The 23,593-nt window shown below is 63.3% G+C and carries 23 protein-coding genes and 1 tRNA gene; 9 read left to right on the top strand and 15 right to left on the bottom strand.

Features of this window, described 5'->3' with window-relative positions:
- Positions 1 to 161: 161 nt before the first annotated feature.
- From argB to rpmH, 6 genes are all read right to left on the bottom strand, one after another.
- Positions 162 to 1,049, bottom strand: coding sequence for an acetylglutamate kinase (gene argB, locus AC0L27_RS36130; protein ID WP_007597683.1), 888 nt, complete (start codon positions 1,047 to 1,049; stop codon positions 162 to 164).
- 205 nt (positions 1,050 to 1,254) lie between these two features.
- Positions 1,255 to 1,620 carry a DUF423 domain-containing protein gene (locus AC0L27_RS36125; protein WP_354206281.1) on the bottom strand — a complete coding sequence of 122 codons (366 nt, stop codon included), beginning with the start codon at positions 1,618 to 1,620 and terminating at the stop codon, positions 1,255 to 1,257.
- A complete protein-coding gene (gene yihA / locus AC0L27_RS36120; protein ID WP_275172865.1) occupies positions 1,620 to 2,273 on the bottom strand; it encodes a ribosome biogenesis GTP-binding protein YihA/YsxC in 654 nt (217 codons plus the stop codon). The genes AC0L27_RS36125 and yihA overlap by 1 nt, the downstream gene beginning before the upstream one ends.
- A gap of 110 nt (positions 2,274 to 2,383) precedes the next feature.
- Positions 2,384 to 4,270, bottom strand: coding sequence for a membrane protein insertase YidC (gene yidC, locus AC0L27_RS36115; protein WP_354206283.1), 1,887 nt, complete (start codon positions 4,268 to 4,270; stop codon positions 2,384 to 2,386).
- Positions 4,271 to 4,283: 13 nt separating this feature from the next.
- Positions 4,284 to 4,727: a ribonuclease P protein component gene (gene rnpA / locus AC0L27_RS36110; RefSeq protein WP_354206285.1), complete on the bottom strand. Its 444-nt coding sequence runs from the start codon at positions 4,725 to 4,727 to the stop codon at positions 4,284 to 4,286.
- Positions 4,728 to 4,754: 27 nt separating this feature from the next.
- Positions 4,755 to 4,889 carry a 50S ribosomal protein L34 gene (gene rpmH / locus AC0L27_RS36105; protein WP_008542748.1) on the bottom strand — a complete coding sequence of 45 codons (135 nt, stop codon included), beginning with the start codon at positions 4,887 to 4,889 and terminating at the stop codon, positions 4,755 to 4,757.
- Between the two features lie 383 nt (positions 4,890 to 5,272).
- On the opposite strand from rpmH, the gene AC0L27_RS36100 reads away from it, so the two are divergent.
- Together AC0L27_RS36100 and AC0L27_RS36095 are read left to right on the top strand one after the other, a co-directional pair.
- Positions 5,273 to 6,772, top strand: a complete 1,500-nt coding sequence (locus AC0L27_RS36100) for a HAMP domain-containing sensor histidine kinase (RefSeq protein ID WP_354206287.1) — start codon at positions 5,273 to 5,275, stop codon at positions 6,770 to 6,772.
- Between the two features lie 163 nt (positions 6,773 to 6,935).
- A tRNA-Arg gene (locus tag AC0L27_RS36095) sits at positions 6,936 to 7,012 on the top strand.
- Positions 7,013 to 7,210: 198 nt separating this feature from the next.
- Here the strand turns inward: AC0L27_RS36095 and AC0L27_RS36090 are convergent.
- Together AC0L27_RS36090 and AC0L27_RS36085 are read right to left on the bottom strand one after the other, a co-directional pair.
- On the bottom strand, positions 7,211 to 7,735 hold the full coding sequence (locus tag AC0L27_RS36090; RefSeq protein ID WP_354254242.1) for a PaaI family thioesterase: 525 nt from the start codon (positions 7,733 to 7,735) through the stop codon (positions 7,211 to 7,213).
- Positions 7,736 to 7,740: 5 nt separating this feature from the next.
- On the bottom strand, positions 7,741 to 8,712 hold the full coding sequence (locus AC0L27_RS36085; RefSeq protein ID WP_354206396.1) for a quinone oxidoreductase family protein: 972 nt from the start codon (positions 8,710 to 8,712) through the stop codon (positions 7,741 to 7,743).
- Between the two features lie 152 nt (positions 8,713 to 8,864).
- Between AC0L27_RS36085 and AC0L27_RS36080 the strand changes: the two genes are divergently transcribed.
- A complete protein-coding gene (locus AC0L27_RS36080; RefSeq protein WP_354206398.1) occupies positions 8,865 to 9,410 on the top strand; it encodes a TetR/AcrR family transcriptional regulator in 546 nt (181 codons plus the stop codon).
- Positions 9,411 to 9,672: 262 nt separating this feature from the next.
- Here the strand turns inward: AC0L27_RS36080 and AC0L27_RS36075 are convergent, their stop codons facing one another.
- Positions 9,673 to 9,897: a hypothetical protein gene (locus AC0L27_RS36075; protein WP_275172819.1), complete on the bottom strand. Its 225-nt coding sequence runs from the start codon at positions 9,895 to 9,897 to the stop codon at positions 9,673 to 9,675.
- Positions 9,898 to 10,125: 228 nt separating this feature from the next.
- Between AC0L27_RS36075 and AC0L27_RS36070 the strand changes: the two genes are divergently transcribed.
- A complete protein-coding gene (locus AC0L27_RS36070; protein ID WP_354206401.1) occupies positions 10,126 to 10,611 on the top strand; it encodes a hypothetical protein in 486 nt (161 codons plus the stop codon).
- Between the two features lie 162 nt (positions 10,612 to 10,773).
- Here AC0L27_RS36070 and AC0L27_RS36065 read toward each other — a convergent pair whose 3' ends face one another.
- Positions 10,774 to 10,983, bottom strand: a complete 210-nt coding sequence (locus tag AC0L27_RS36065) for a hypothetical protein (protein ID WP_354206403.1) — start codon at positions 10,981 to 10,983, stop codon at positions 10,774 to 10,776.
- Positions 10,984 to 11,215: 232 nt separating this feature from the next.
- Between AC0L27_RS36065 and AC0L27_RS36060 the strand changes: the two genes are divergently transcribed.
- From AC0L27_RS36060 to AC0L27_RS36050, 3 genes are all read left to right on the top strand, one after another.
- Positions 11,216 to 13,369: a GumC family protein gene (locus AC0L27_RS36060; protein WP_354254241.1), complete on the top strand. Its 2,154-nt coding sequence runs from the start codon at positions 11,216 to 11,218 to the stop codon at positions 13,367 to 13,369.
- Between the two features lie 98 nt (positions 13,370 to 13,467).
- A complete protein-coding gene (locus tag AC0L27_RS36055; RefSeq protein WP_354206407.1) occupies positions 13,468 to 14,532 on the top strand; it encodes a glycoside hydrolase family 5 protein in 1,065 nt (354 codons plus the stop codon).
- A 78-nt stretch (positions 14,533 to 14,610) separates the two neighbouring features.
- A complete protein-coding gene (locus AC0L27_RS36050; RefSeq protein ID WP_354254239.1) occupies positions 14,611 to 16,191 on the top strand; it encodes a hypothetical protein in 1,581 nt (526 codons plus the stop codon).
- 8 nt (positions 16,192 to 16,199) lie between these two features.
- Here the strand turns inward: AC0L27_RS36050 and AC0L27_RS36045 are convergent, their stop codons facing one another.
- The 4 genes from AC0L27_RS36045 to AC0L27_RS36030 form a co-directional block, all read right to left on the bottom strand.
- Positions 16,200 to 17,276: a M48 family metallopeptidase gene (locus AC0L27_RS36045; protein ID WP_354206411.1), complete on the bottom strand. Its 1,077-nt coding sequence runs from the start codon at positions 17,274 to 17,276 to the stop codon at positions 16,200 to 16,202.
- Between the two features lie 28 nt (positions 17,277 to 17,304).
- Positions 17,305 to 17,769, bottom strand: coding sequence for a DUF2846 domain-containing protein (locus AC0L27_RS36040; RefSeq protein ID WP_354064140.1), 465 nt, complete (start codon positions 17,767 to 17,769; stop codon positions 17,305 to 17,307).
- Between the two features lie 130 nt (positions 17,770 to 17,899).
- Entirely contained in the window at positions 17,900 to 18,922 is a 1,023-nt protein-coding gene (locus AC0L27_RS36035) for an LLM class flavin-dependent oxidoreductase (protein ID WP_354206414.1), read from the bottom strand.
- A gap of 30 nt (positions 18,923 to 18,952) precedes the next feature.
- Positions 18,953 to 19,882, bottom strand: coding sequence for a LysR family transcriptional regulator (locus AC0L27_RS36030; RefSeq protein ID WP_473322516.1), 930 nt, complete (start codon positions 19,880 to 19,882; stop codon positions 18,953 to 18,955).
- Between the two features lie 107 nt (positions 19,883 to 19,989).
- Between AC0L27_RS36030 and styA the strand changes: the two genes are divergently transcribed.
- Together styA and styB are read left to right on the top strand one after the other, a co-directional pair.
- Positions 19,990 to 21,240: a styrene monooxygenase subunit StyA gene (gene styA, locus AC0L27_RS36025; protein ID WP_354206416.1), complete on the top strand. Its 1,251-nt coding sequence runs from the start codon at positions 19,990 to 19,992 to the stop codon at positions 21,238 to 21,240.
- A 45-nt stretch (positions 21,241 to 21,285) separates the two neighbouring features.
- On the top strand, positions 21,286 to 21,771 hold the full coding sequence (gene styB, locus AC0L27_RS36020; RefSeq protein WP_354206418.1) for a styrene monooxygenase NADH-dependent flavin reductase subunit StyB: 486 nt from the start codon (positions 21,286 to 21,288) through the stop codon (positions 21,769 to 21,771).
- A gap of 579 nt (positions 21,772 to 22,350) precedes the next feature.
- Here the strand turns inward: styB and AC0L27_RS36015 are convergent.
- Positions 22,351 to 23,049 (bottom strand): outer membrane protein, encoded by a 699-nt coding sequence (locus tag AC0L27_RS36015; protein ID WP_354254236.1) that lies wholly within the window; start codon positions 23,047 to 23,049, stop codon positions 22,351 to 22,353.
- Positions 23,050 to 23,593: the final 544 nt, after the last annotated feature.

The raw sequence follows: 23,593 nt of genomic DNA, 5'->3' as shown, positions 1-23,593 counted from the left end.
ACCGTGCCGCCGAGCTCTCCGCTCGTCACGCCCGGGCTTGTCCCGGGCATCCACGTCTTTGCCACCAGAAGAAAGGTCGTGGATGGCCGGGACATCTTCGCGAAGACGCGCTTCGCGCTGTTGCCCGGCCATGACGGCTTTCATGCGTGGCGCCTCATCTCTCACTTGTGGATCAGCGTTCCCGTGCCCGTGTTGGTGAAGAGCTCGAGCAGCACCGCATGCTGCATCTTGCCGTCGATGATGACGACGCCCTCCACGCCCTGTTCGAGCGCGTAGATGCAGGTCTCGACCTTCGGGATCATGCCGCCGGAAATGGTGCCGTCGGCGATCAGCTTCCGCGCGTCCTTGACCGAGAGCTGCGGGATCAGCTTCTTGGACTTGTCGAGCACGCCCGGCACGTCGGTGAGCAGCAGCAGCCGCTTTGCCTTCAGCGCGCCGGCCACGGCACCCGCGAAAGTGTCGGCGTTGACGTTCAGCGTCTGGCCCTCTTTCGAGGTCGCGAGCGGCGCGAGCACCGGAATCAGCTCATAGCCGATCAGCTGGTTGAGCAGCGTGAGATCGACTTTCTCGGGATCGCCGACGAAGCCGAGATCGACCGCCTTCTCGATGTGCGAGTCCGGATCCATGATGGTGCGCGTCGTCTTGGACGCCTTCACCATGTTGGCGTCCTTGCCGGACAGGCCCACGGCCTTGCCGCCGGCCTCGTTGATGTAGCCGACGATCTGCTTGTTGACGGAGCCGGCAAGCACCATCTCGACGATCTCGATGGTCGCGGCGTCGGTGATGCGCAGGCCGGCGGCGAATTCCGAGACGATGCCGAGGCGCTTGAGCATGGTCGCGATCTGCGGCCCGCCGCCATGCACCACCACGGGATTGATCGCGGTCTGCTCGAGCAGCACGATGTCGCGGGCAAAATTCTTCGCGGTCTCCTCGTCGCCCATGGCATGGCCGCCATACTTGATGACGATGGTTTCCTCGTCATACTGCTGCATGTGCGGCAGCGCTTCGGACAGGATGCGGGCCTGGTCGAGCGGAGAGATTTCGGTCATGAGGCGGATCTCGCTGGCGGGATACTCGGGCCGCGTTCTATCCGATTGGCGGGCGGGGCGCAAAGTGTGGCTGGCATGCCGCTCTCGTGTCCCGGACGCGGTGCGGCGCGCAGTGCCGCGCCGCTGAGCCGGGATCCAGAAGCGGCATGGGCCCCGGCTCAGCAGCGCACCGCTGAAGCGCTGCGCGGCGTCCGGGGCACGAGACTTATTTCTTCACCACCACCGCAGCGAGCGTCACCGCCAGCCAGCTCAGAATCATCACCGATCCACCCGTCGGCGCCGCATAGGGAAACAGCGAATGGCCGGCATATTGCCGCAAGGTGAGGTCGCCCGCGAACAGCGCGGCGCCGGCTGCGAAGCCGGACGCGGCGATGATGCCAATTCCGTCGTGCAGAAGGCCGCGTCCGAGCAGGGCGACGGCCGCGAGTATGGCAGTTGCATGAAACAGCAGCATGGTGCTTGCGGCTGCGAGCCGGCTCGTATCGCCGCCATGCGCGGAGGCAGCGGCCAGTGCGACGCCGGCAGCGCCCATCAGACCGGCAAGCGCGATCAGCAGGCGGAATGCCGCCATCACGAGGTCCGCTCTTCCAGCAACTTTGCGATCGCGGCGCGCAGCTCGGCCATCCCAGTCGCGCTCCGTGACGAGGTCGCGAGCACGTTGGGGAACGCGGCCGGACGTTTGGCGAGCGCGGCCTCGGTCTCGACGATGCGCGATTGAAGCTCGGTGGCCTTGATCTGGTCGGCCTTGGTCAGCACGAGCTGGTAGCTGACCGCGGAGCGATCGAGCGTCTTCAGGACTTCGAGATCGACGTCCTTGAGGCCGTGCCGCGCGTCGACCAGCACGTAGACGCGCGCGAGGCTGGCGCGTCCGAGCAGGAATTTGTGGATCAGCTCGGTCCAGGACGCGACCTGGCTCTTCGGCGCCTTGGCATAGCCATAGCCGGGCATGTCGACGAGGCGCAGCTCGGTTTTGCCGGGGACCTCGAAGAAGATCAGCTCCTGGGTGCGACCCGGCGTATGGGAGGTGCGCGCGAGCGCGTTGCGGCCGGTCAGCGCGTTGATCAGGCTGGACTTGCCGACATTGGAGCGGCCGGCAAAGGCGATCTCCAGCCCCGCCATCGGCGGCAGCGTTTCAGTTGAGGGCGAAGCCCAGATGAACTGCCAGTCGCGCGTGAACAGCTTTCGCCCGACCTCGATCAGCTTCGCATCCTTGTCGTCATTCATGCGAAAGCTTTCTGTCTGTCCGCGTCATTGCGAGCGAAGCGAAGCAATCCAGAAATGCATCCGCGGAGGGACTCTGGATTGCTTCGTCGCTTCGCTCCTCGCAATGACGGCTACGTCGCCTCAGTCGTCAGTTTTTTTTTGAAGGAGTTTCGAATGTTGTCGAACAACTCCACCTTCACCCCGTTACGGCGCATGATGTAGCTCTGCTGGAGCACCGAGAGCGTGTTGTTCCAGGCCCAGTAGATCACGAGGCCCGCCGGGAAGCCCGCCAGCATGAAGGTGAAGATCAGCGGCATCCAGTTGAAGATCATCTGCTGCGTCGGATCCGGCGGCGTCGGATTCAGCTTCATCTGGAACCACATCGTGATGCCCATGATGATCGGCCAGATGCCGAGCGCGAGGTAGTGGCCGAACACAGGAATGGTGGTCGGATCGAACGGGATCAGCCCGAACAGGTTGAACAGATTGGTCGGGTCCGGCGCCGAGAGGTCCTTGATCCAGCCGAAGAACGGCGCGTGCCGCATCTCGATGGTGACGAACAGTACCTTGTAGAGCGAGAAGAACACCGGGATCTGGATCACCACGGGGAGACAACCGGCGACCGGGTTGATCTTCTCCTTGCGGTAGATCTCCATCATCTCCTGCTGCTGCTTCACCTTGTCGTCGGGGTAGCGCTCCTTCAGCGCCTGAAGCTGCGGCTGGACCGACTTCATCTTCGCCATCGAGGCGTACGATTTGTTCGCCAGCGGGAAGAACAACAGCTTCACGATCACGGTCACGAGCAGGATCGAGATGCCGAAATTGCCGAAGAAGCGGTAGAAGAAGTCGAGGCCCAGGAACATCGGCTTGGTGATGAAGTAGAACCAGCCCCAGTCGATCAGCAGGTCGAAATGGTTGAGGCCGAGCTCCTTGTTGTAGCCGCCATGGCCGGCGAGCGGGAAGTTGATGCCGACCACGCCGGCTTCCTTGGCGCCCGCGAACAGCCGCGTGTTCGTCGTCGTCGTGCCGCCGATCGGGACCGTCTGCTCGCTCTGCAGATAGTCGGTCTGGTATCGGATCTGGGTGCCGGGTTCGGCGACGAAACGGGCCTTGAGCGTTGCCGACGTGTCGGGAAGCAGCGCAGACGCCCAATATTTGTCGGTAATACCGAGCCAGGCATTGGTGACGTTGTTGAATTCGAACCCGTGTCCGCCATTGCCGATCGCGGGTGCTTCGCCGACAGCCTTATAGGCCTTCTCCTGCAAGCCCTGCTCGCCCAGGTAACCGATCAGGCCTTCATGCAGGATGTAGTAGCCCGAGACCTGCGGCGTGCCGTGGCGCGAGATCAGTGCGAAGGGAAAGAGTTTGACCGGCGCGTTGCCGACATTGGTCACCTCGTCCTTGATGCTGAAGAGGTAGTGGTCGTCGATCGCGACGGTGCGGCGGAAGGTGAGGCCTTCGCCATTGTCGTATTTCAGCATGACCGGCGTGGACGGCGTCAGGCTGTTGGTGCCCTCCTGCTGCCAATCGGTGGTCCGGTCTGGCACCTTTGTGCCACCTGTCCCGGCCACCCAGCCAAATTCTGCATAATAGGGTTCTGCGGTGCCCGACGGCGAATAGAGAACGATCGGCGGCGACTTCGGGTCGACCGTTTCGCGATACTGCACCAGCGCAAGATCGTCGATGCGCGCGCCCTTCAAGGCAATGCTGCCGGTCAGGCGGGGCGTATCGATCTTGACGCGCGGAGAGGCCGCAATCGCCGCCTCGCGGCTGACGGTCGGCTGGCCCGGCTGATTGGCAGCCTGGGGAGCGGAGGGCGCGCCTGCGGTGCCGGGCTGCGGCGTGGCGCTCGGCGTCCCGGGGGCCGTCGGCTGCGGCGTGGTCTTCTGCAGTTCGGCCTGCGCCTGTTGCTGGGCGCGCTGCTTCTCCATCGCCGGCATGTTGTAGAAATATTGCCAGGCGATCAGCACGAAGCCCGACAGAATGACGGCGAGGATGGTATTGCGGTTGTCGGTCATCATTCTCTCGTCATCAATCCGGTTTGCGGCTGGTCGCAGGAGCGGGGCCGGGCTTTAAGCCGTCGGTTCTTGGGCCGTCGGTTTTTTGGCCAGGTTTTGGGCCGCGTCCCTTGTGCGTATGCCGCGCGGGCTTCGCGAACGCCATGCGCAGATCGTCGAGCATGGTGGCGAAGTCGCGCGAGAGCGCGTCCCTTCGGCCGACCAGCACATAATCATGATGGGGCTGCATCGACACCGGATCGAGCCGCTTCACCAGTTCGCGAAGCCGGCGCCGGATGCGATTGCGCTCGGGGGCGTTGCCGTTCTTTTTGGTGACGGTGAAGCCGATCCGGATCGGGCCGCTGTCGTCTCGGTCAAGGCTTTGACGGTCAAGGCTTTGCAGGACGAACGCGGGACTATTCACCCGCGCGCCATTGGCAACGGCGAGGAAATCCGCTCGCTGCCTCAGCCGATCCATGATGAAATCCCAAAAAGGGGGTCCGGCTCAGGCGCTCAGACGCTTGCGGCCGCGGGCGCGGCGGGCGGCGAGCACCTTTCGGCCGCCGGCCGTGGCGAGACGGGCACGGAAGCCGTGACGGCGCTTGCGCACCAGTTTGCTGGGTTGATAAGTCCGCTTCACGGGTTTTTCTCCGCTGACCGGGCAATTTGCCTGTAGAATTGATGGTAAAGTCCGGAAGATGCTGCCCAAAACGGGCCTTTTTCGGCCCCAAGAGAGCCGCTCCCGGCCTCACACCGGGTCATCGCGGACAATTGGCCGGCTTATAAGCGAGCGCCTTCTTTTCGTCAACGCCGCACAAGCGCTCAATTCCGGCGAATATCGCTGTTTGTGCGGGGTTTTTAACCCTTGAGGTAGCGACTCGCCAGATCTGCGCTTACATCCGACTTTGGCAGATTGACGATCTGTAATTTGACCGCGCTGAGGGCGGGCCGCATCTTCATACGCGCCAAATCCCTTCACCCGGCGACATCTTTAATCCGGCAAAGGCAGCGAGGGCGAATTTCGTGGCAGCGACAGACCTCCAGCCGATCCAGGATGGGGATCAGCGGGACCCGCCGGCGGCGCTGCCGCGTGGGACGCGCGGGCTTGGGCTGTCCGGCAAGCTGCTGCTGCTCACCGTTCCCCTGGTGATGATCGCGGCCATCCTGCTCTACGTGCCGGCCATCGCCAACTTCTGGGTCAACCGACTCAACGACCGCGTCGCCGCGGCGAACACGGCAGCGCTGGTGCTCGATGCGGCGCCGCTCGGCATGGTCCCCGATTCGCTCTCGCGCGAGATACTGAAGAGCATCAATGCCCGCGCCGTCGCCATCAAGATGGGCCAGCAGCGCCGTCTGCTCGCCAGCGACAATCTGCCCGCCGCCATCGAGCACGACATCGACCTGCGCGACATGACGGCCTGGGAGGCGATCACCGGCTCGTTCCGGATGATGCTGGAGACCGGCAACCAGGCCATCCGGATCGTCGGGCCGGGCGTTGGCAACGCCCAGTTCATGGAGATCGTCACCGACGAGCTGCCGCTGCGGCAGTCGATGTACCGGTTCTCCCGCAACGTCGTGGTGGTCGCTCTGATCATCGCGGTGCTGACCGCGGGCCTCGTCTATCTCGCCATGCATTATCTCTTCGTGCGCCCGATGCGCCGGCTGACCGCGAGCCTGGTCGGCTTCCACGAAAATCCCGAGAGTTCGGCGGGGATCATCGTGCCGAGCCAGCGCAGCGACGAGATCGGCGTCGCCGAGCGCGAATTGTCGGACATGCAGCGCGACCTGATGTCGATGCTGCATCAGAAGAGCCGGCTTGCCGCCCTCGGCCTCGCCGTCTCCAAGATCAATCACGATCTGCGCAATCTGCTGGCCTCGGCGCAACTCCTGTCGGACCAGCTCGCCAGCGTGCCGGATCCGCGGGTGCAGCGCTTTGCGCCAAAACTCGTGCGCTCGCTCGAGCGCGCCATCGCCTTCTGCCAGTCGACCTTGTCTTACGGCCGCGCCCAGGAAGCCGCGCCCGACCGGCGCATGATCATGATCGAGCCGGTGGTGCTGGAGGTGCGCGAGACCGCCGGCCTTGCCTCCGACGCGTCGATCTCCTGGGTCGCTGCGATCGAGCGCGGGCTCGCGGTCGACGCCGATCCCGACCAGCTCTTCCGCGTGCTGCTCAACCTCGTCCGTAACGCCGCCCAGGCGCTGGAAAGCCATGCGTCGGCCGAGGGCGGCGCGCAGCAGATCCGGATCACGGGAAAACGCGAGGGCGCGGTCGCCATCCTCGAGGTCTCCGACACCGGCCCCGGCGTGCCCCAGAGGACCCGCGATCACCTGTTCGAGGCGTTCCAGACCTCCGGCCGCCCCGGCGGCAGCGGACTTGGCCTTGCCATCGCCGCCGAGTTGGTCCGCGCCCATGGCGGCGACATTCATCTGGTCGAAGGCACCATCGGCGCCACCTTCCGCATCGTCATTCCCGACCGTCCCGTGGAACTGCTCTCCGTCCGTAACGAGCGGGCGCGGGCGTAGGTCGACCGGCGGCCGAGCGCGGAAACCGTCATTTCCCGGCAAAATCTCCCCAATCCGGACCTTGCCAATCGGGGCAAGAGCGGTTAGTCAGAGCGCTCTTTCGCACCCCTCCGGCGTCGCCGGGGGCTGCCTGCGGGCCACGCCCGCACTGTCAGCGAAAAACGCGCCCGTAGCTCAGCTGGATAGAGCATCAGACTACGAATCTGAGGGTCGGACGTTCGAATCGTTCCGGGCGCGCCATTTACGCCAAAGCACGATATGGACGGCCTGCGGCTACCGTTCGACGCAAGCGCATCTTGATCTCCGCCATTTTTCCCACAGCTCGCGCGCTGTTTGACCAGCTATATAGCTCTGATTTGGTCTGGTTGGCGCTGTGATGAAGTAGCAGTCACTAGCTCGCAGCAACCGACCTTTCACGGCGGCAGCGATCATGCGACGTCACGGTTCTCTATCCGGTACCACCTCGAAGATCAGGCAGGTCGTGCTCGCCTGGGCGAAAAGCCTGCCACTCGCATCCGACAAGCTCGCTTCCGCCATCGCTGTCTGCCGGCCCAGATGGATGACGCGCCCGACCGCCTTCATTGGTCCGGAGTCGCGATTGACGCCCCGGAGGTAATTCACCTTGATCTCCAGCGTCGTGTACGCCCGTCCGAAGGGAAGCTTGGTGTGGACGGCGCAGCCCATTACCGAGTCGAGAACCGTGGCGATTATGCCGCCATGGACTGAGCCGATCGGATTGTATTGCGACTCTTGCGGCTTCAGAACCATTTCAACGCTGCCATCCCCAACTCGGTCGATGCTGAAATCGACCAGACGGCAGATCGGCGGGAGCGGAACGTCGCCTCGAAGCATAGCTTCGAGGAAATCTCGCCCGCTCATCGTCTGACCTGCTGCGGCCAAGGCTCGCGGATCGTCCCAGCGAATTGTGCGTTCGCGCGGGAGCTGTGCGGATAGCGTTGGCATGTCCATCATCCAGCCAGGACGACTTTGCCAAACGGTCGATCCTCGATCAGATGGCGCAGGGCTTCGCCCGCTTCACCGAGGAGATAGACCCGCTCGACGACAGGTTTGACTGATCCGCCCACGATCAACGGAATGATGTCCCGCCATGCCGCGGCAACGTCGAGCGGTGACTGGGCGAACAAAGAGAAACCGCTCATACGCGCGCCTTTCCAGATCAGGTCTGTCACATCGATCGTGGTCTTGCGTCCGGCGGAATAGCCCAGCGTAATCAGGACACCGCCGAGTGTGAGGGTGCTCAGCGCCTCACTGGTCACGGTGCCGCCGATGCCATCGATAACGATGTCGACGCCCTTGCCGTCCGTTATCCGGCGTACGCCGTCGGCAAGATCTTCCGCGGAAAGGTCAATCACGTCTTCGAAACCAAGCTCGCGTGCTCTGGCAGCTTTCGCAGCGCTGCCGGCCGTTGAAATCACCTTGCCGGCGCCCTGTGCCCGCGCGAGCTGATAGGTCGCGTTGCCCACCGACCCACCGATTGCCGGAGCCAGCACCGATTTGCCCGGTTTGAACCCTGCGAGCGTCAGCGTGATCTGCGCCGTCAGATAGGCCACCGGGAGGCTGGCCGCGACGAAATTGTCGATCGCGTCGGGCACGAGCGCTGCATCTTTGGGGCTCACCAGCAGCCATTCTTGCCATGCGCCGTTTTCGCGAACGCCATAGGGACCGGCGAACATCACGCGACTTCCCACCGCCAAACCGGAGTCGCCGGCATCCTCGATCACGCCGACGCCTTCATTGCCGAGCACCAACGGCGCCTTCGCCCGGGGCAGCCCACCCGACAGAATTGTGTGATCAAGCGGCGTGACGCCGGCGGCCGTGACGCGAACCAGCAACCTGTCCTTTGCCGGTTTCGGTTTGAGCAATTCGATCTGCCGCAGCCCGCCATAGCCGGAGAACGTTTCCGCCTGCATCGCACGCATCGATATTTCTCCATTAAAGTTACAGACCTGTTAGTAACTTGAATATTACGGACAGGTCTGTAACATTGTCAAACGATAAGTCGCCAAGGCGAGAGCAAGCGGATATGGAGACAGTAACCCGACCCCGGCGGGGCGCCCCGCCAAAGGGCGAAGTGAGCGCCCGCGAGCGTATCCTTGCGACGGCAAGCGAACTGTTTTACCGCGAAGGCATCCGCGCCATCGGCGTAGACACGGTCGTCGAGCGATCCGGTGTCTCGAAGACGAGTCTCTATCGCCTTTTTGAATCGAAGGACGCTTTGATTGCTGCCTTCGCCGCCGAACAGGATCGGTTGTTCTGGGCGTGGTGGGATCGTATTGAAGACCAGCACGCGGGTGATCCACGCGCTATTCTCGAGGCTTTGCTATCCGGTATCGCAAAGCAGATCACGCACCCCGCCTATCGCGGTTGTCCCTTCCTCAACCTAGCGACGGAATTTCCTGACGACAACCATCCGGGCCGGGTCATCGCCCGGCGCAACAAGGAGGAAATGCGGACGAGGCTTGCGGCCGTGCTTGGCAAACTTGGCGTCGGTGATCCCAACCGCACCGCGTCACAAATAGCGCTGATCATTAACGGCGCATACGTCACGGGCCTCATCGCACAACCGGCTGATCTGAGGGGCGACCTCAGCGATGCCGTCATGAAGTTGTTGGTCTAATGATTCCATCGCTTGAGCGCGCTAAATCACAGGCGATCACACGTCTTCGGGTTCTGACGTGATTTTGAATACAGCATCATAGCGCCACGGCGAAGCAATAGTGCCCATCTTCATCGGGCGCGGCGCGCCATTTCGGAATACGCGATCAGCGCCGATTTCCCCACCCGACCCGTTCGGTTTCATCCCCAGCGGCGTACGCGATGTCGCGATTATAACTCGCTGCACTGCTTCCAGGATTCCGCGTGCCGTAACAAAGCCCGCTTTAGCGCCGCCCAACTTCCTGCGCTGCCGGGTCCGAACCGAGCCCCTTGCTCGTCAGCAAACGGCTGAACTGATCGGCGGAAAAAAGCTGCCCGTCCGGAGCCGTGATCGAAACCACAAAACCATTCACCGCGTGCTTGCGGGCCACGATCACCGCAACGATCGCGCTGTCACGGAAATCCACGGTGCGGCAGTCGTCTTTAATAGCTTCGATGATAAATGACATTTGGCCCATGACCACAATTGGCACGCGCCAATTGCGCGCCTGACAATTCAACGCCGTATCGGTGAAAATGATATTGCCGACAAGCCAGCTATTGACCCGATGGAACAGCGACCATACCCATATTGGGGGAAACAGCAGACCGGTCCTGCCTCACGCGCGGTGCGCCACTGATACATAGAACCGGCTTGTGGGCGTCGAACCGGAAATCCGTAGAAGCGGGCACTGGCCATGGTTGGTACGACTGAAGGCGAGGAAATCGCGTCGGATTTGATCCGAACCGTCTCTCGCCACTCGCTGGCCTACATGCTGTGCGCAGCCAGCGAAATGTTCCGCCACTACGATTTCGATCCGCTGGACTTGATGATCATTCATGCGGTCTTGAACGCCAACGTTCTCAAGATCATGAAGAACCCCGAACTGGACCGGCAATTTGGCAGCATCCAGGCGGTCGAGCCGGACAAGATCAAGCAGGGCGTTTCCCGTGCCGCCCTGTCCCGCTTTTTCGGTCTGCCGATCGAAACCGTGCGGCGGCGCGCCGATCGCTTGAAGAAGCAAGGCATTTTCCGCGAGACCGACCAGGGACTGATCGTCACCGAAGCCAACCAGTTCAAGTTCGGCAATAATCACGAGCTGCAGAGAACCAACATGCTCCTGGTGCGGAAATTCCTCCGTGACCTGACGGAAGCGGGCGTCGAGCTTCCCGGCGGGATTTGAGGGCCGGATTATCCAGCGTTTGTTTGCCCGCGGCATCATGGCTCGAAGGCGAGACAATCCGGTTGGATCTACTTCGCGCATCGCTGCCCTGTGAGGTTCGGCACGCAACATCACCTGTAATCTGCTTCACACGCAAACGCGCCCAATGACACTCGATGGGAATCAGGCGCGCCTCCACGCGGCCTGTTCGGAGCTGGCGATGATGGCTGCACTGGCAAAGGCGATATCCCGGGAACGAGAACCGAAGTTGATGTTGAAGCTCTGAAAGTCCTCGTGATCTTCTCGGGCGCGTGCTTGCTGCTCTCTCTGGTTGCCGCAATGATCTACGGACAGGCTGCCAGCGCCGCTTTGTTTTGAGATCCGGCGCGGCATAATCCGGCGCCTGGTCGTCGAAGCGCACAAGAAAACTCATTCGTAAGCGTGTGCATTCGGTGTCGCCCGGTGCCCGGACGCGCGGGACCGCTCTACGCGCAGGGCCGTGCGTCGTCTCTTAACGAACCGTTTACCGAGCTTCGCGGCCGCCGTAACCGCGGGTTAACCATGGATATTTACGGTGTAGCAAGTCTCTAGGCTGTGCCTGTCAGTTGATTTCGAGTCCAATTCCATGGCGTTCGGTAGAAGCGCATCTCCGCGAAGCATCGCCCCGACGGAGCCCGCGGCTTCGTGGGAAGCGCCGCGGGCTGCGGCGGCGACGCCCGACAACACCGCACCCGCGCTGATCAAGGGATCGCTGACCCTCACCGGCGCGTTCTCTTTCCTGCACGAGAACGGCCGGCGCATCCTGATGCTGGCGCTGGCACTTTTCGCGCTCGGCCTCGTCGTGCTGATGGTGCTGCCGGTCCGGTATGCCGCGACGGCGCTCGTCGTGGTCGATCCCCGCGAGCTGCGCGTCACCACGGATCAGGACGTGCTGCCTGGCATCGGCCAGGACGCCGCTGCGCTTCAGAGCCAGATCGAGATCGCCAAGTCGGACGGCTTTCTCCGGCCCTTGATCGAGAAGCTCAAGATCGCCGACGACGAAGATATCGCAGGCGGTCATACCGACATGACCCGCCTGCTCGAAAAACTCCGCAGCCGTCTTGATATCTCGCGTCGCGGCCTGACCTACGTCATCGCCATCTCGTTCACCTCGAACAGTGCGGAGCGGGCGGCATATTATGCCAATGCCATCGCAGAGGCGTTCGTCGCGACCCAGAGCCGCGTCCGCAGCGATGCGACGGACGAGGCGGCCGACTGGCTCAAGGACCGGCTGAAGGCGCTGAACGAGCGCCTGCGCGTCTCGGAAGACGCCGTCGCAGCCTTCCGGCTCGAGCACAAGATCCTCAATGCCGGCAAGGATTCCACCACCCAGCAATTGCGGGTGACTGACCTGAACCAGCAGGTCTCCGCCGCTCGCGCGCGCACCGAGGAAGCCAAGGCGCGTTACGAGCAGGTGCAGCGCGATCTCAAGGCCAATGTCGAAGGTCCGGTGAAGCAGGATCTCCTGAGCATGCTGCGCGCGCAGCGCTCGACCCTGAACGACCAGATCGCACAGAAGAAGGCGGTCTACGGCGACCGCCATCCTGATCTTGCGATTTCCTACAGCCAGTTGGCTGACATCAACAGGCAGATCGAGGTCGAGCGCAAGAAGAACATCGACACCGCGAAGTCCGAATACGAGGCCCAGCTCGAGCAGCAGGCTGCGCTGGAGAAGCAGCTCAAGGCGGTCGAGACGCAGATGCTGGTGGACGGTCAGGCGCTCGTGAAGCTGCAGGAACTGCAGCGCGATGCCGATGCCAACAAGAACATCTACGAGCAGTTCTTGTCGCGGTTCAAGACGACCAACGAGCAGCGTCAGCTTCAGAGCTCGCAGACCAAGATCGCCTCGCCCGCGATCCCGCCGCTGCGCTCCACGCGTCCGCCGCTCGCGCTGCTGCTCGCCGCGCTCGCGATCGGCTCGCTGCTGACGTCAACCGCTGCGGTTGCGGCAATGACGAGCATGTCCGACAAGTCCGATCCTGCCGAGGCTCCGGCTCGAACGCCGGCGCATGCGGAGGCGAGGGAGATGCTCAAGCGGCAAGTCCAGCGTCCGGCTCCGGCCGTGCAGCAACCCGAGGCGATGCCGAACCTTCCGGTCTGGTCCCGCATTCCCGAACTGATGTCGGGAGCTGCGCCCAACACTGTCTGGCAACGACCGATTGCCGCCACAGCCGAGCTCGATCTCGGCACTTACTTGCGTCCGCTGCTCGAGCGTATCGATCGTGCCCCGGTGCGTGGCTGCAAGGTCGCACTCGTGCTGTCGGTCGGCAAGAGCGCGGGCGGCAACACCGTTGCGCGCTCCCTCAACCGCGCGGCGGTCAATCGCGGGATGATGAGCGTGCTGATAAGGCTGCAGCCGGAATTCGCGGGCGCCCAGCCGCCGGTGACCGAATGGCAGGACGGCTCCACCACTGCGGGGCTCCAGTCGATCGACGAGCTGCTGAGCGCCGGCAGGAAGGCCAATGCGCGGCCACAGGACGACATTCGCTCGGAGTTCGACCTGATCATCGTCCATGCGAACAATCTTGCCTTGCAGCCAGATGCGATCGCGCTCGCCGCGCACGCGGACCTGATCATCCCGGTGGTGCGCGCCGGCGAGCTCGGTTCGGCGGCGATGCGACGGGTGACCGCCGCGCTATCGAAGTACGACACCATCGCGACCGGCCTCGTCGTCAATCACGCGCCCGCGGGCTCTGCCGCGCCTCACCCCGGCGGCGGCCCGCTTAGCAGGGCGATTTGACGATGGCGACGTGCCGTCGTCTGCTCCTCTCCACGATCTTGCTGTCTACGATCTTGATGCCAATGTCGCTCGCATCAGTGGCATCGGCCGAAACTTGCGTGCCTGTCCCGCAGACCGTCGCGCCGGACAGGCTCGCCGCGCTGTCGCGCGGGTTCAATGCCGACGGCTGGATCAATGGCGAAAAATCCGCGCCTCCAACTCGCGAGTTGCTGCAGCAACTTCGCAAGGCAGGGATGAGTCATGTCCGCTTGCCGGTACCGGCCGAGCGCGTGATGCTGCGCTTCACCTCGAACGCGGAACGCGATGAGACGCTCCGGGCGCTCGACAAGGCATTGAAGCAGCTCATCTCGCTCGGCTATTCAATCTCCGTCGATCTTCATCCCGGCGATCGTTTCAATCGCCTGCACAAGGACGACGCCGACGCGTCGCTGCGCGAGCTGGAGGATGCATGGGGCACGCTCGCGCGGGTCATTCAATCGTTTCCGGCCGACCGCGTCTTTGCCGAGCTGCTCAATGAGCCCGACATCGAAGCCGATAGATGGCAAAAGCAGGTCGAAACGCTCGCTGCCTTCGTTCGACAATTGCTTCCCGCGACCACGCTGATCGTCGGCCCGGTCGATTGGCAACGCGCCGACTCGCTGCCGCGGTTTCGCCCGTTGCCGGATCCAAACGTCGTCTACGCCATCCATTTCTACGATCCCATGGTGTTCACACACCAGGGCCATTGGGACGTGCAGGATCCGCTGCACGACATCACGGATCTGCCTTATCCGATCAGCGCCGGCGATCCCGGGGTTCGGGCGCTCCGCCGGGACTTGCAGGACAGAGGCGCGACGAAGGCGCTCGGCATGCTCGACACGGCGATTGCCGTCGCCAGGGACAAGCCGGATGTCAGCCGCTGGCTCGAGCCCGCGATCGCGTGGCAGCAGCAATTTTCGCGCCCGATCATCATCAACGAATTTGGCGTGTTGAAAGCCGCGGCACCCCGGGACAGCCGCGCGCGCTGGCTCGCGGCCGTGACCGCATATGCGCGGGCGCATTGCTGGGGCTGGACGCATTGGGAGCTGGCGCAGGGATTCGGCCTGCTCGAAAACGGCACAGGCAAGCCCGATCCCGACGTCATGCGCGCGCTGCTCGGCGCGACCAGGCCCGGCCGGCGCTGAACCCGGTCCGCCATCGTTAACGAATCCTTACGCTTCCTGCCGCTATCGTGGCCGCCGCGCTGCGCCAAAGGACGAGTCATGAGTGGCGGGACCTCACCGCATCTTCAAGCCGTGCAGGCGGGCTGTCCCGAGCCAACGCGTTCGCCTTCACGTTCGCCTTGGCGCGAGCTGATCCCGACGCTCTGCATCGCCATCGCAACCATCGGCTTTGTGCCGGTCCTGCACGTGGCGAGCCCGGTCCTGTCTCTGACCGTCGAAGTTCTCGTCGCCATCGCCATCGTGGTTGCGGTTCCAACCTACGCGCCGGCCATCGCTATCTTCGTCCTGTTTTTCCAGAACCTTTTCGTCTCGATCCTGTCGCCGCTGATTTCGGCGCCGTCCGACCTGGACTTCATCAAAGGCTACAATTTTCTCGTCTGCTCCGTGATGTGGCTGACGACGTTTGGGCTGTACGTCGCCGGCCAAAGGAACAGGTCGACGGACGTCAATCAAATCATGCGCTGGGGTGTCGTGACCCTCGCCGTGGTGTCGTTGTATTTTGCGATCGGCTTCGTGCAGGATGGCCAGGCGGCAACGGTCTATCTGCGCAACATCGTGCTGCCGCTGTTCCTGTTCCAGCTCTCGCTGCTGACGGCCGCGACCTATGAGGTTCGCGCCACGCCATTCCTGGTGACGCTTGGAGCCATTCTGATCCTGTGCGGATACGTCGAGTTTGCGTTTCGGGATTTCTGGCTGGCCATAACCAACGGCTACACGTTCTGGGGTTTCGACGAGCTCAAGGCGGCCCGTTCCGGCGTTTGGGAAGCCGAGATGCGCGCTACCGGCAACGTACCGGTCGATCTGAAGGATCGCTTCAGCTTCGACTTTCTCAATACGCCCCTGCTCGAAGGGTTCGGCCTGTCGAAGATCCTCCGCATCCATGGACCGAATATGCACCCGATCAGCTTCGCGTACGGGATCGCTTTTTTCGGGCTTTTCCTTTTTTCGGTAGGACGGCCGGTTCTGGCCCTTGTGGCGTTGCCGCTGCTGATCGTTTGCAGCGTCAAGGGAGCGCTCATCGTGGTGGCTTTCGTGGCTGCGGCCTGGATATCGACCCGTCTGCTCGGCGCCGTGGTGACGCTATGGCTCGGCTTCGTGGCGTTGATCGTGTTTGCAATTGCCGCGATCCGCGTTGGCTTGCAGATCGGCGACTATCACGTTCTTGGCCTCATGGGCGGCTTGAACGGATTTCTCGAAAAGCCGTTTGGCCGCGGCCTGGGAGTTGGCGGAAATCTGTCGGACGACTATTTCTCGATCGACTGGAGCGCCGCGCAGGCCGCCGGAACGACCAACGGCGCCGTCGAGAGTGCGATCGGCGTCCTGCTGTACCAGATGGGCATCGCGGCCCTCGTTCCGCTGGCGTTTCATTTCGCGGTGGCGCTGAAGGCCTGGCGTCTTTATGCGTTCTCCGGATATTTGACGCAGGGGCTCGCAGGCTTCGGCGTCATGGTCGTGCTGCTGAATGGATTGTTTCAGGAAGAGGCCTTGTTCGCGCCGCTGGCGCTTGGGCTCATGCTCTCGCTCACCGGGCTGGTCATCGGCAGCCACATCAGGGCGCAGACGGTCTCGGCTCCGGATGCCGACCCGGAGCAGCTGGCACACTACCAGCCCGCGACGTAGCCCGTAGCTCACCAGCCGACGGTCACCCAAGCCCGCGCCTTTTTCCGCCATTCGTCGTCGAAGCGGGCCGCGATGTCCTTTGCCGCGCCCTGCGAGAGAAGCTGCTCGATAGCGGATGTCTCGATGTCGCCAATATCGGGAACGCCGGTGTATCCGAGATTGGCAAGCCGCTTGGCAAAGGGCGGGTGCGTCGCGTCCGGATCGTGCTCGCGCGTCAGGCCGGCGACGGCAGCCGCGGTCATCGGCTCAGGCGCCCTGATGTCCCCGAGCTGGTTCGAGACGCGCTCGAAGGGCGGGCGGGGTGCATGGATGGCGCCCAGCACCTCTTTCTCCAAAGGGGCGTAGATGAGATCGGTGAGACGCGTTCCGCACGCCTCCATCAGGACCAGCGCCCGCGCCATCTCGGCGCGGCCAACTTGTTCGGCGGCCCCGAGATCGGCGTAAAGCTCGTTCTCTCGCGACAGGGTGCGATATTCCCTGTCGAGCCATTCGAGCATGGAGCGGAGCAGGGCTCGGGCAATGCGTCCCGTGATGGTGTGGTCCGGATCGGCGTAGAACAGCACGTTCTCGGAGGCCGCGATGAAATCCGAAAGGTTGATGCTTCCCGAAGTATGGCGAAGCCGGGCATGGGCCACTTCATGGGCGATGACCGCGCGAACTGCACGCTCATCCAGGATGATCAGCAGTGGCAGGCCGACGATCATCGTGATCTGCCGCCCGAACAGCCCGGCGTATCGGCTGACCTCGCTGATCGATGCGTTGAAATTGGTGTCGATCCGCAAGCTGCGGTTGGATCGGACGAAGCCATGGTCGAGCTCCTTCCACGCCGCCCAGAGGCCTGGGGCGGTCTCCTCGCTCGCCTCGAAACTCCGATGCTTTGGCGTGGGCAGGAGCAGCAGGCCAATGGCGACCGCCACCGCGGCCGTGAATATGGAGAACACGATTGGTGCGGTCGCCAGCGTCGCGACCGTGTAACGATCCATTGCCATCAGCCAGACAGCCAGCATCACGCAGGCCAGTGCCACGACCGGAAGAACGGCGTAGCGGCCAAGACGCAGGATGATCGTCAGGGCAAGGCGTCTCATCAGCGCTTCGAGAGCGGAACGATTCGAATCACGCCTTGCCGCACGACCCGTTGCTCTGATGCAGGCTGGCGACGTCCGCGCGACCCTGGTCCTCCGTGACCTGGATCAGCGTGATCGCGCCTGGTGTCACGATCCCCATCTGCGGCTGGGCGGAGAGATAGGTCGTGCTGCCGGCGCGCAGATCGAGGCTCACCTTCTCGCTGCCCTGTCCGAACAGGTTGGTGCTCAGCGGCAGATTGTTGACGGCGACCTCGTGGCGGCCCGGAGGCAGCTCGCACGCCACGAATCCTGCGGCCTGGCTGCCGCCAATCACGCGCCCGTCGACCACATAGTTGGGCTGAACCGCAAATCCCAGCGCCGACGTCCGATAGACCACAAGCCGTGCAGTATTTGACTTGACGTTGTCAGTGAGAGCCGCACTGCCCATCGGCCCCGATGCGCAGCCCGCAAGACACGCGGCCACGACCAGAGCCCCCAGATAACCACCCCGCATTTTCGCCCCTGATGAATTCCAAATCCCCGGCAGCATCATTGTCAGGGTAGTGACTGAAGTCAACCGCGACTTCAGGTCGTGCGACTGCGGCTCCCGTCGGGGTCACACGGACCTGGCTTTGCCCTTCCCGTCATCGCCACCCGAGCGCCGGCGCCACGTGCGTGAGGATCGCCTCGATGGCGTGCGCGCAATAGTCGACGCCCAGCTGGTTCGGGATCGTGAGCAGCAACGTATCCGCCTCCGCGATCGCCTCGTCCTGCCGGAGCTGCTCGATCAGCACATCCGGCTCTGCCGCATAGGAGCGGCCGAAGATCGCGCGGGTGCGCGGGTCGATGAAGCCGATCTGGTCTTCGCCGCCGCGCTCGGAGCCGAAATAGGCGCGGTCGCGATCGTCGATCAGCGCGAAGATGCTGCGGCTGACGGACACGCGGGGCTCGCGGGGGTGGCCGGCCTCTTTCCAGGCTGCGCGATAGCTACGGATCTGCGCGGCCTGCTGCACATGGAAGGCTTCGCCGGTCTCGTCGTTCTTCAGCGTCGAGCTCTGCAGATTCATGCCGTGCTTGGCGGCCCAGACCGCCGTCGCGTTCGAGCCGGCACCCCACCAGATTCGTTCGCGCAGGCCTTCCGCATGGGGCTCGAGCCGCAACAGCCCCGGCGGATTTGGGAACATCGGCTGCGGGTTGGGTTTTGCAAAACCTTCGCCGCGCAAGATGTCGAGAAAAACCTCGGCATGACGCCGGCCCATGTCGGCGTCGCTCTCGCCATCGGCGGGCTGGTAGCCGAAATAGCGCCAGCCATCGATCACCTGCTCGGGCGAGCCGCGGCTGATGCCGAGCTGAAGGCGCCCACCGGCAATGAGATCGGCAGAGCCTGCGTCCTCCGCCATGTAGAGCGGGTTCTCGTAGCGCATGTCGATCACGGCCGTGCCGATCTCGATCTTGCTGGTCCTGGCGCCGACGGCGGCAAGCAGCGGAAAGGGCGAGGCGAGCTGCCGCGCGAAATGGTGCACACGGAAATAGGCGCCGTCGGCGCCGAGTTCTTCCGCCGCAACCGCAAGCTCGATCGATTGCAGCAGCGTGTCCGCGGCCGAGCGGGTCTGCGATTGCGGCGAGGGCGTCCAGTGCCCGAAGGAGAGAAATCCGATCTTTTTCATGGGCGTCATCTAATGATGGCCGGGATGGCGTCAACCGCCGGCGCTGGCGGTACGGGTATGCGACGAGGCCGGCGCGAAGTGCTCGGCGCGTTCGACCAGGAGGTTCAGGAAGCTTCGCGCGCGCAGCGACATCCACTGCGTCTCCGGATAGACCGCATGCAGGGGCAGTGCGGCGATGGCGTAGTCCGGAAGCAGATGCTCGAGCTCGCCGCTGCGGAGGCCGTCCGCCGCGTTCCACTCGGGCAGGATGGCGATGCCGAGATGATGCATCGTTGCCTCCTGCATCGCGTCGGCATCGTCGACGTGGATGGGGCCGTTGATGGATGCGACGTGACGGCCATGCTCGGATTCGAAGACCCATTGCTGCGCCGGCGTCATGCGCGAATAGACGATGCACTGGTGTGAGCCGAGATCATCCGGCGTCCGCGGCATCGGACGGCCATGCAGATAGGTGGGTGTCGCGACCAGATAGCGCTGCACGGTGCCGAGCCGGCGGGCCACCAGCGTGCTCGCCTCCAGATTTCCAATCCTCAACGCGAGCTCAATGCCTTCTTCCACCAGATTGACGAAGCGCTCGCTGAAGCGGATGTCGACCCGAACCTCCGGATAATTCCGGACATACTCGGCGATGACCGGCATCATGTAGCGTCGCCCGAACGAAGATGGCACGCCAATCCGGAGCGTGCCGGCGGGGCGGGGCGCTGCCTGTTCGACACTCGATCGCGCCATGTCGAAGCTGTCGAGAATCTGCCGCGCGAGATCGTAGATCCGGTGCGCGTCAGCCGTCGGTTTCAGCGTGCGCGTCGTGCGCAAAAACAGCTGCGTGCCGAATTCGCCTTCCAGCATCGCGATGCGCTTGCTGATGGCGGGCTGACCGATGCCGAGCTCCTTGGCCGCAGCCGAGAAGCTGCCGCCCTCGAGGGTGCGAACGAACGCGCGTAGGCAATCGATCCGGTTCATCATTCATTCCGATCCGGAATAAATTATATCCCATTTATTCCGTAGTGTGCAACACAGCGGGCGGCTAGGCTTCCTCGAAACGAACAATCACAGGGGAGGACACGACGGTGGCACGCAACATCGGCATCATCGGCGCCGGAATCGCCGGGCTGCATCTCGCGCTCTACCTGCAGAAGCATGGCGTGGACGCCACTGTCATCACCGACCGGCCGCCTGATGATTATCGCAATATCCGGTTGCTCAACACCGTCGCGCATCACCACGTGACGATCGCGCGCGAGGACTATCTCGGCGTCAATCACTGGACCGATCCGAAGGATCATTATTACTACCACGATCACGTCTTCAATTTTCCGCAGCCGCTGAGCTTTCGCGGTGACTTCTCGAAGCCGAGCCGCGCCGTCGACTATCGGATCTATCTTCCCGCGTTGATGAAGGACTTCGTCAGCCGCGGCGGCAGGATCGAATACCGCCGCATCGAAGAGCGCGACATCCGTCCGCTGGTCGCCCGCTTCGACCTGCTGGTCGTCTCGACCGGCAAGGGGCCGCTGGGCCAGCTCTTCACCTACCGTCCGGAGCACACGCCCTATTCGCAGCCGCAACGGCGACTGTGCGTCGGGCTCTACACCGGCGTGCGGCAGCCCGATCCCATGAATGTCACGCTCTCGGTGTCACCCGGGCACGGCGAGATGATCGTGATCCCGACCGTCACCTTCGGCGGTGTTGCCAACGCGCTGCTGATGGAAAACGTGCCGGGCGGCGACATGGAAGAGCTGGCGACGCTCAGCTACGACGACAACCCGAAGCACTTTTTGAAGGTGCTGCTGGGCAAGCTGGAGAAGCATCACCCGACGACCTACGATCGGATCGACACGGCGCGCTTCGATCTGGCGCAGCCGCAGGATCTGCTGCAAGGCGGTGTGGTGCCGACGGTGCGCCACACGGTGGTCGAGTTCGACGACGGCAAATGCGCGATCGCGCTCGGCGACGTCCATGCCATTGTCGATCCCATGATGGGCCAGGGCGCCAATATCGCCTCCTATGCCGCCTTCGTGCTCGGCGAGGAGATCGTCCATTCCGACGCGCTCGACGCGCGTCTTTGCGAGAAGATCGATCTGAGGCGGCAGGATCGCGTGCTGGCGGCGTCGCGCTGGACCAACGTGATGCTGCAGCCGCCGACGGACGCGCTCGGTATGCTGATCGGCGCGATGAGCCAGAATCCCGCGCTGGCAAACGAGTTCACCGAGAATTTCAACTTCCCGGACCGTCAATGGGACCGCATCTCGACACCGCAGCGCATCCAGGCCTGGATCGAACGCATGTCGGCGCCGCCTGAGCCCGTCAGAGCCAGTGCGTGACGATCGATAGTGCAACGCTCCTCCACCTCGCGAGCGGAGACTGAGATGCAACGCGCCAATCCGGCGTCGTTCCGCGAAGCCGCGTCGCGCTTTGCGACCGGCGTCGCAGTACTGACTGCGCTGGACGAGCACGGCCGTGTCTGCGGCATGACTGCAAACAGCTTTGTCACTGTCAGCCTGTCGCCGCCGACCGTGCTGGTCTCCATCATGCTCGGCCGGATGCACCGGGCGATCTCCGCGACCGGACGCTATTGCGTCAACGTCCTGCCCGACCATGGCCGCGACCTGTCGCGGCATTTCGCGAGCCAGCCGCACACCGGCGCCAGTCCGGATTACGACATCGTGGACGGCCTGCCACGCCTTCGGGGATGCATCGCCTGGTTCGGCTGCGAGGTGACCCGGCACGTCGATGTCGGCGACCACACGCTGATCATCGCCGAAGTCTCGACCTGCGACCATCGCGACACCACGCCGCTGGTGTTCTTTTCCAGCCGGTATCATCGCGGGGCGGGGGTGCCGGTGGAGAGGTGAGGGGGAGGGCCTTGGTCGCTCTCAGGGAATGCTGTGACCACGGATGTCCGCAACACGCCAGTCTGCATAATGTATGCGATAGGATAAGCAACGGGGCGAGCGGCGGTAAGCCAGGGAATTTGCGCGCCTGACCCGCTCGGGAAGTGCGGCTCGCATCGGGCGCTTCAGGTTGCTCCACCATGCATCAGACATGCAAGTGTGTTCGATGGGCTCGAAGGCGCATTGGACGGCAAGTGATGCCATCTGCTCTCTGGCTCGGGCGGCAAAGGAGCGGACGAACTGCTCCGCTGCGGAGTTGGCTCGCAGCCAAGTGAATGCCAGGACTGCCGCGCCGTCAGCGCAAGCAAGTGCATCCGCGTACCCGTTGGGGCCCGGCTTCTCTTTCAATTCATATGTCCGCTTCTGGTCCACAGCTTGCCGCGCGCAGCCGGTCGCGGACCGCTGTTGCCCGGTAGCTGACCTCGAGTAGTTGCTGGAGAGCTTGGCAAAACCGCAAGGCGCCAACTCGCGCCAGCCATTCCGGCTTAGGAGAAAGGGCCAGCCCGTATGGCTGGCCCTTTGAGTATATTACGTAAGCCGTCAGTAACGAGAAGCCGAGGCGGCACCCCAATTGAACCGGTAGTTCAGGCCGGCCTTGATGGTGTGCTCGTCATTGCGGAAGCCGACGGCGGTAACAACACCACCGGCGCTGGTGAAGAGAGCGTTCCGCGTGCCAAAGTCGTAGTACTGATATTCGACCTTGCCTGACCAGTTCTGGGCGAACATGTATTCGAGACCACCGCCCACGGTGTAGCCGTCGCGACCACCGCCGCTGTTGGTGAATGTGCCGCCGCCGAAGCCGTTCGTAAGGCGGGAGTCGGCCCAGGCATAGCCGCCTTTGACGTACAGCAGCGCCGGACCCCAGGTGTAGCCGAGGCGACCGGTGACCGAACCGAGCCCACGGTTGACGAAGGCATTGTCATTGGTGTCGAGGAAGCTGTAGTTCGCCTCGATGCCCAGCACCCAGTTCGGTGAGAACTGATGGTCGTAACCGACCTGCACGCCGCCCATGAACACACCATCGTTGCTGTTGGTGCCGGTGAAGCCGGGGGCCAGAATGTTGTTGCTGCCGCCGAATGCGCCGCCGACGTGACCGCCGATGTAAAAGCCGGTCCAGTTGTAAATCGGCGAGGCCTCCATCGGTGGGGCTTTGGTGTAAGGACGCGCGGCCATATCAGCTGCCGATGCTGTACCCGCTAAGGCGGCGAAAGCGACAGTAGCGAGAAGGAACTTTTTCATTTCGAGTCTCTCAGGTTTAAGAACGTGTGCCAAACGCTACCCCACCTCACCGGATTTGCTGTAGCGCGCCAGACACACGTGTCCGATCTGCGTGAGGAACGTTCTGGTCATTTGTTAATTGGGGAACCGTGTAGACCCGCAACCGGGCCTCTGAGCCACGAGTCGGCGGTTCCGCTATCGCGAAGTACTGATCATTGTGCATTCCAAAGCTCCGGCACGATCCGGGCTTTTTGTGCCGTTCATACTGGAAGCTCATCAATCGGGGACGTCGCATCTTGGCCCGAGCCGACCTGCCGCGCGCAGCCGGTGCAGGACCGCTTGTGACCCGAAGCAGACGAACTTGGGAAGGTGCACGACCCCCGAACTGCCGAGCCGAGCCGAATACTGAGCGCAGCGCAACGGCGCTCGCGGTGACCTCTTAGCCGGTATTTTTGACCGCTTCAGCCAGTATCTCGTAAAGCTGCTGTTTGCTGAATTGCTTAGGCTGCTGCCTCTCCGCTGCGTTCCGCGACACCTTCTTTGCGACTGGAAGGGCGCAAGCTGC

The organism is Bradyrhizobium sp. Ken51, assembly GCF_055807435.1.
Note: the sequence above shows the minus strand (reverse complement) of the source record. Positions and strands in the feature narration are given on the sequence as shown.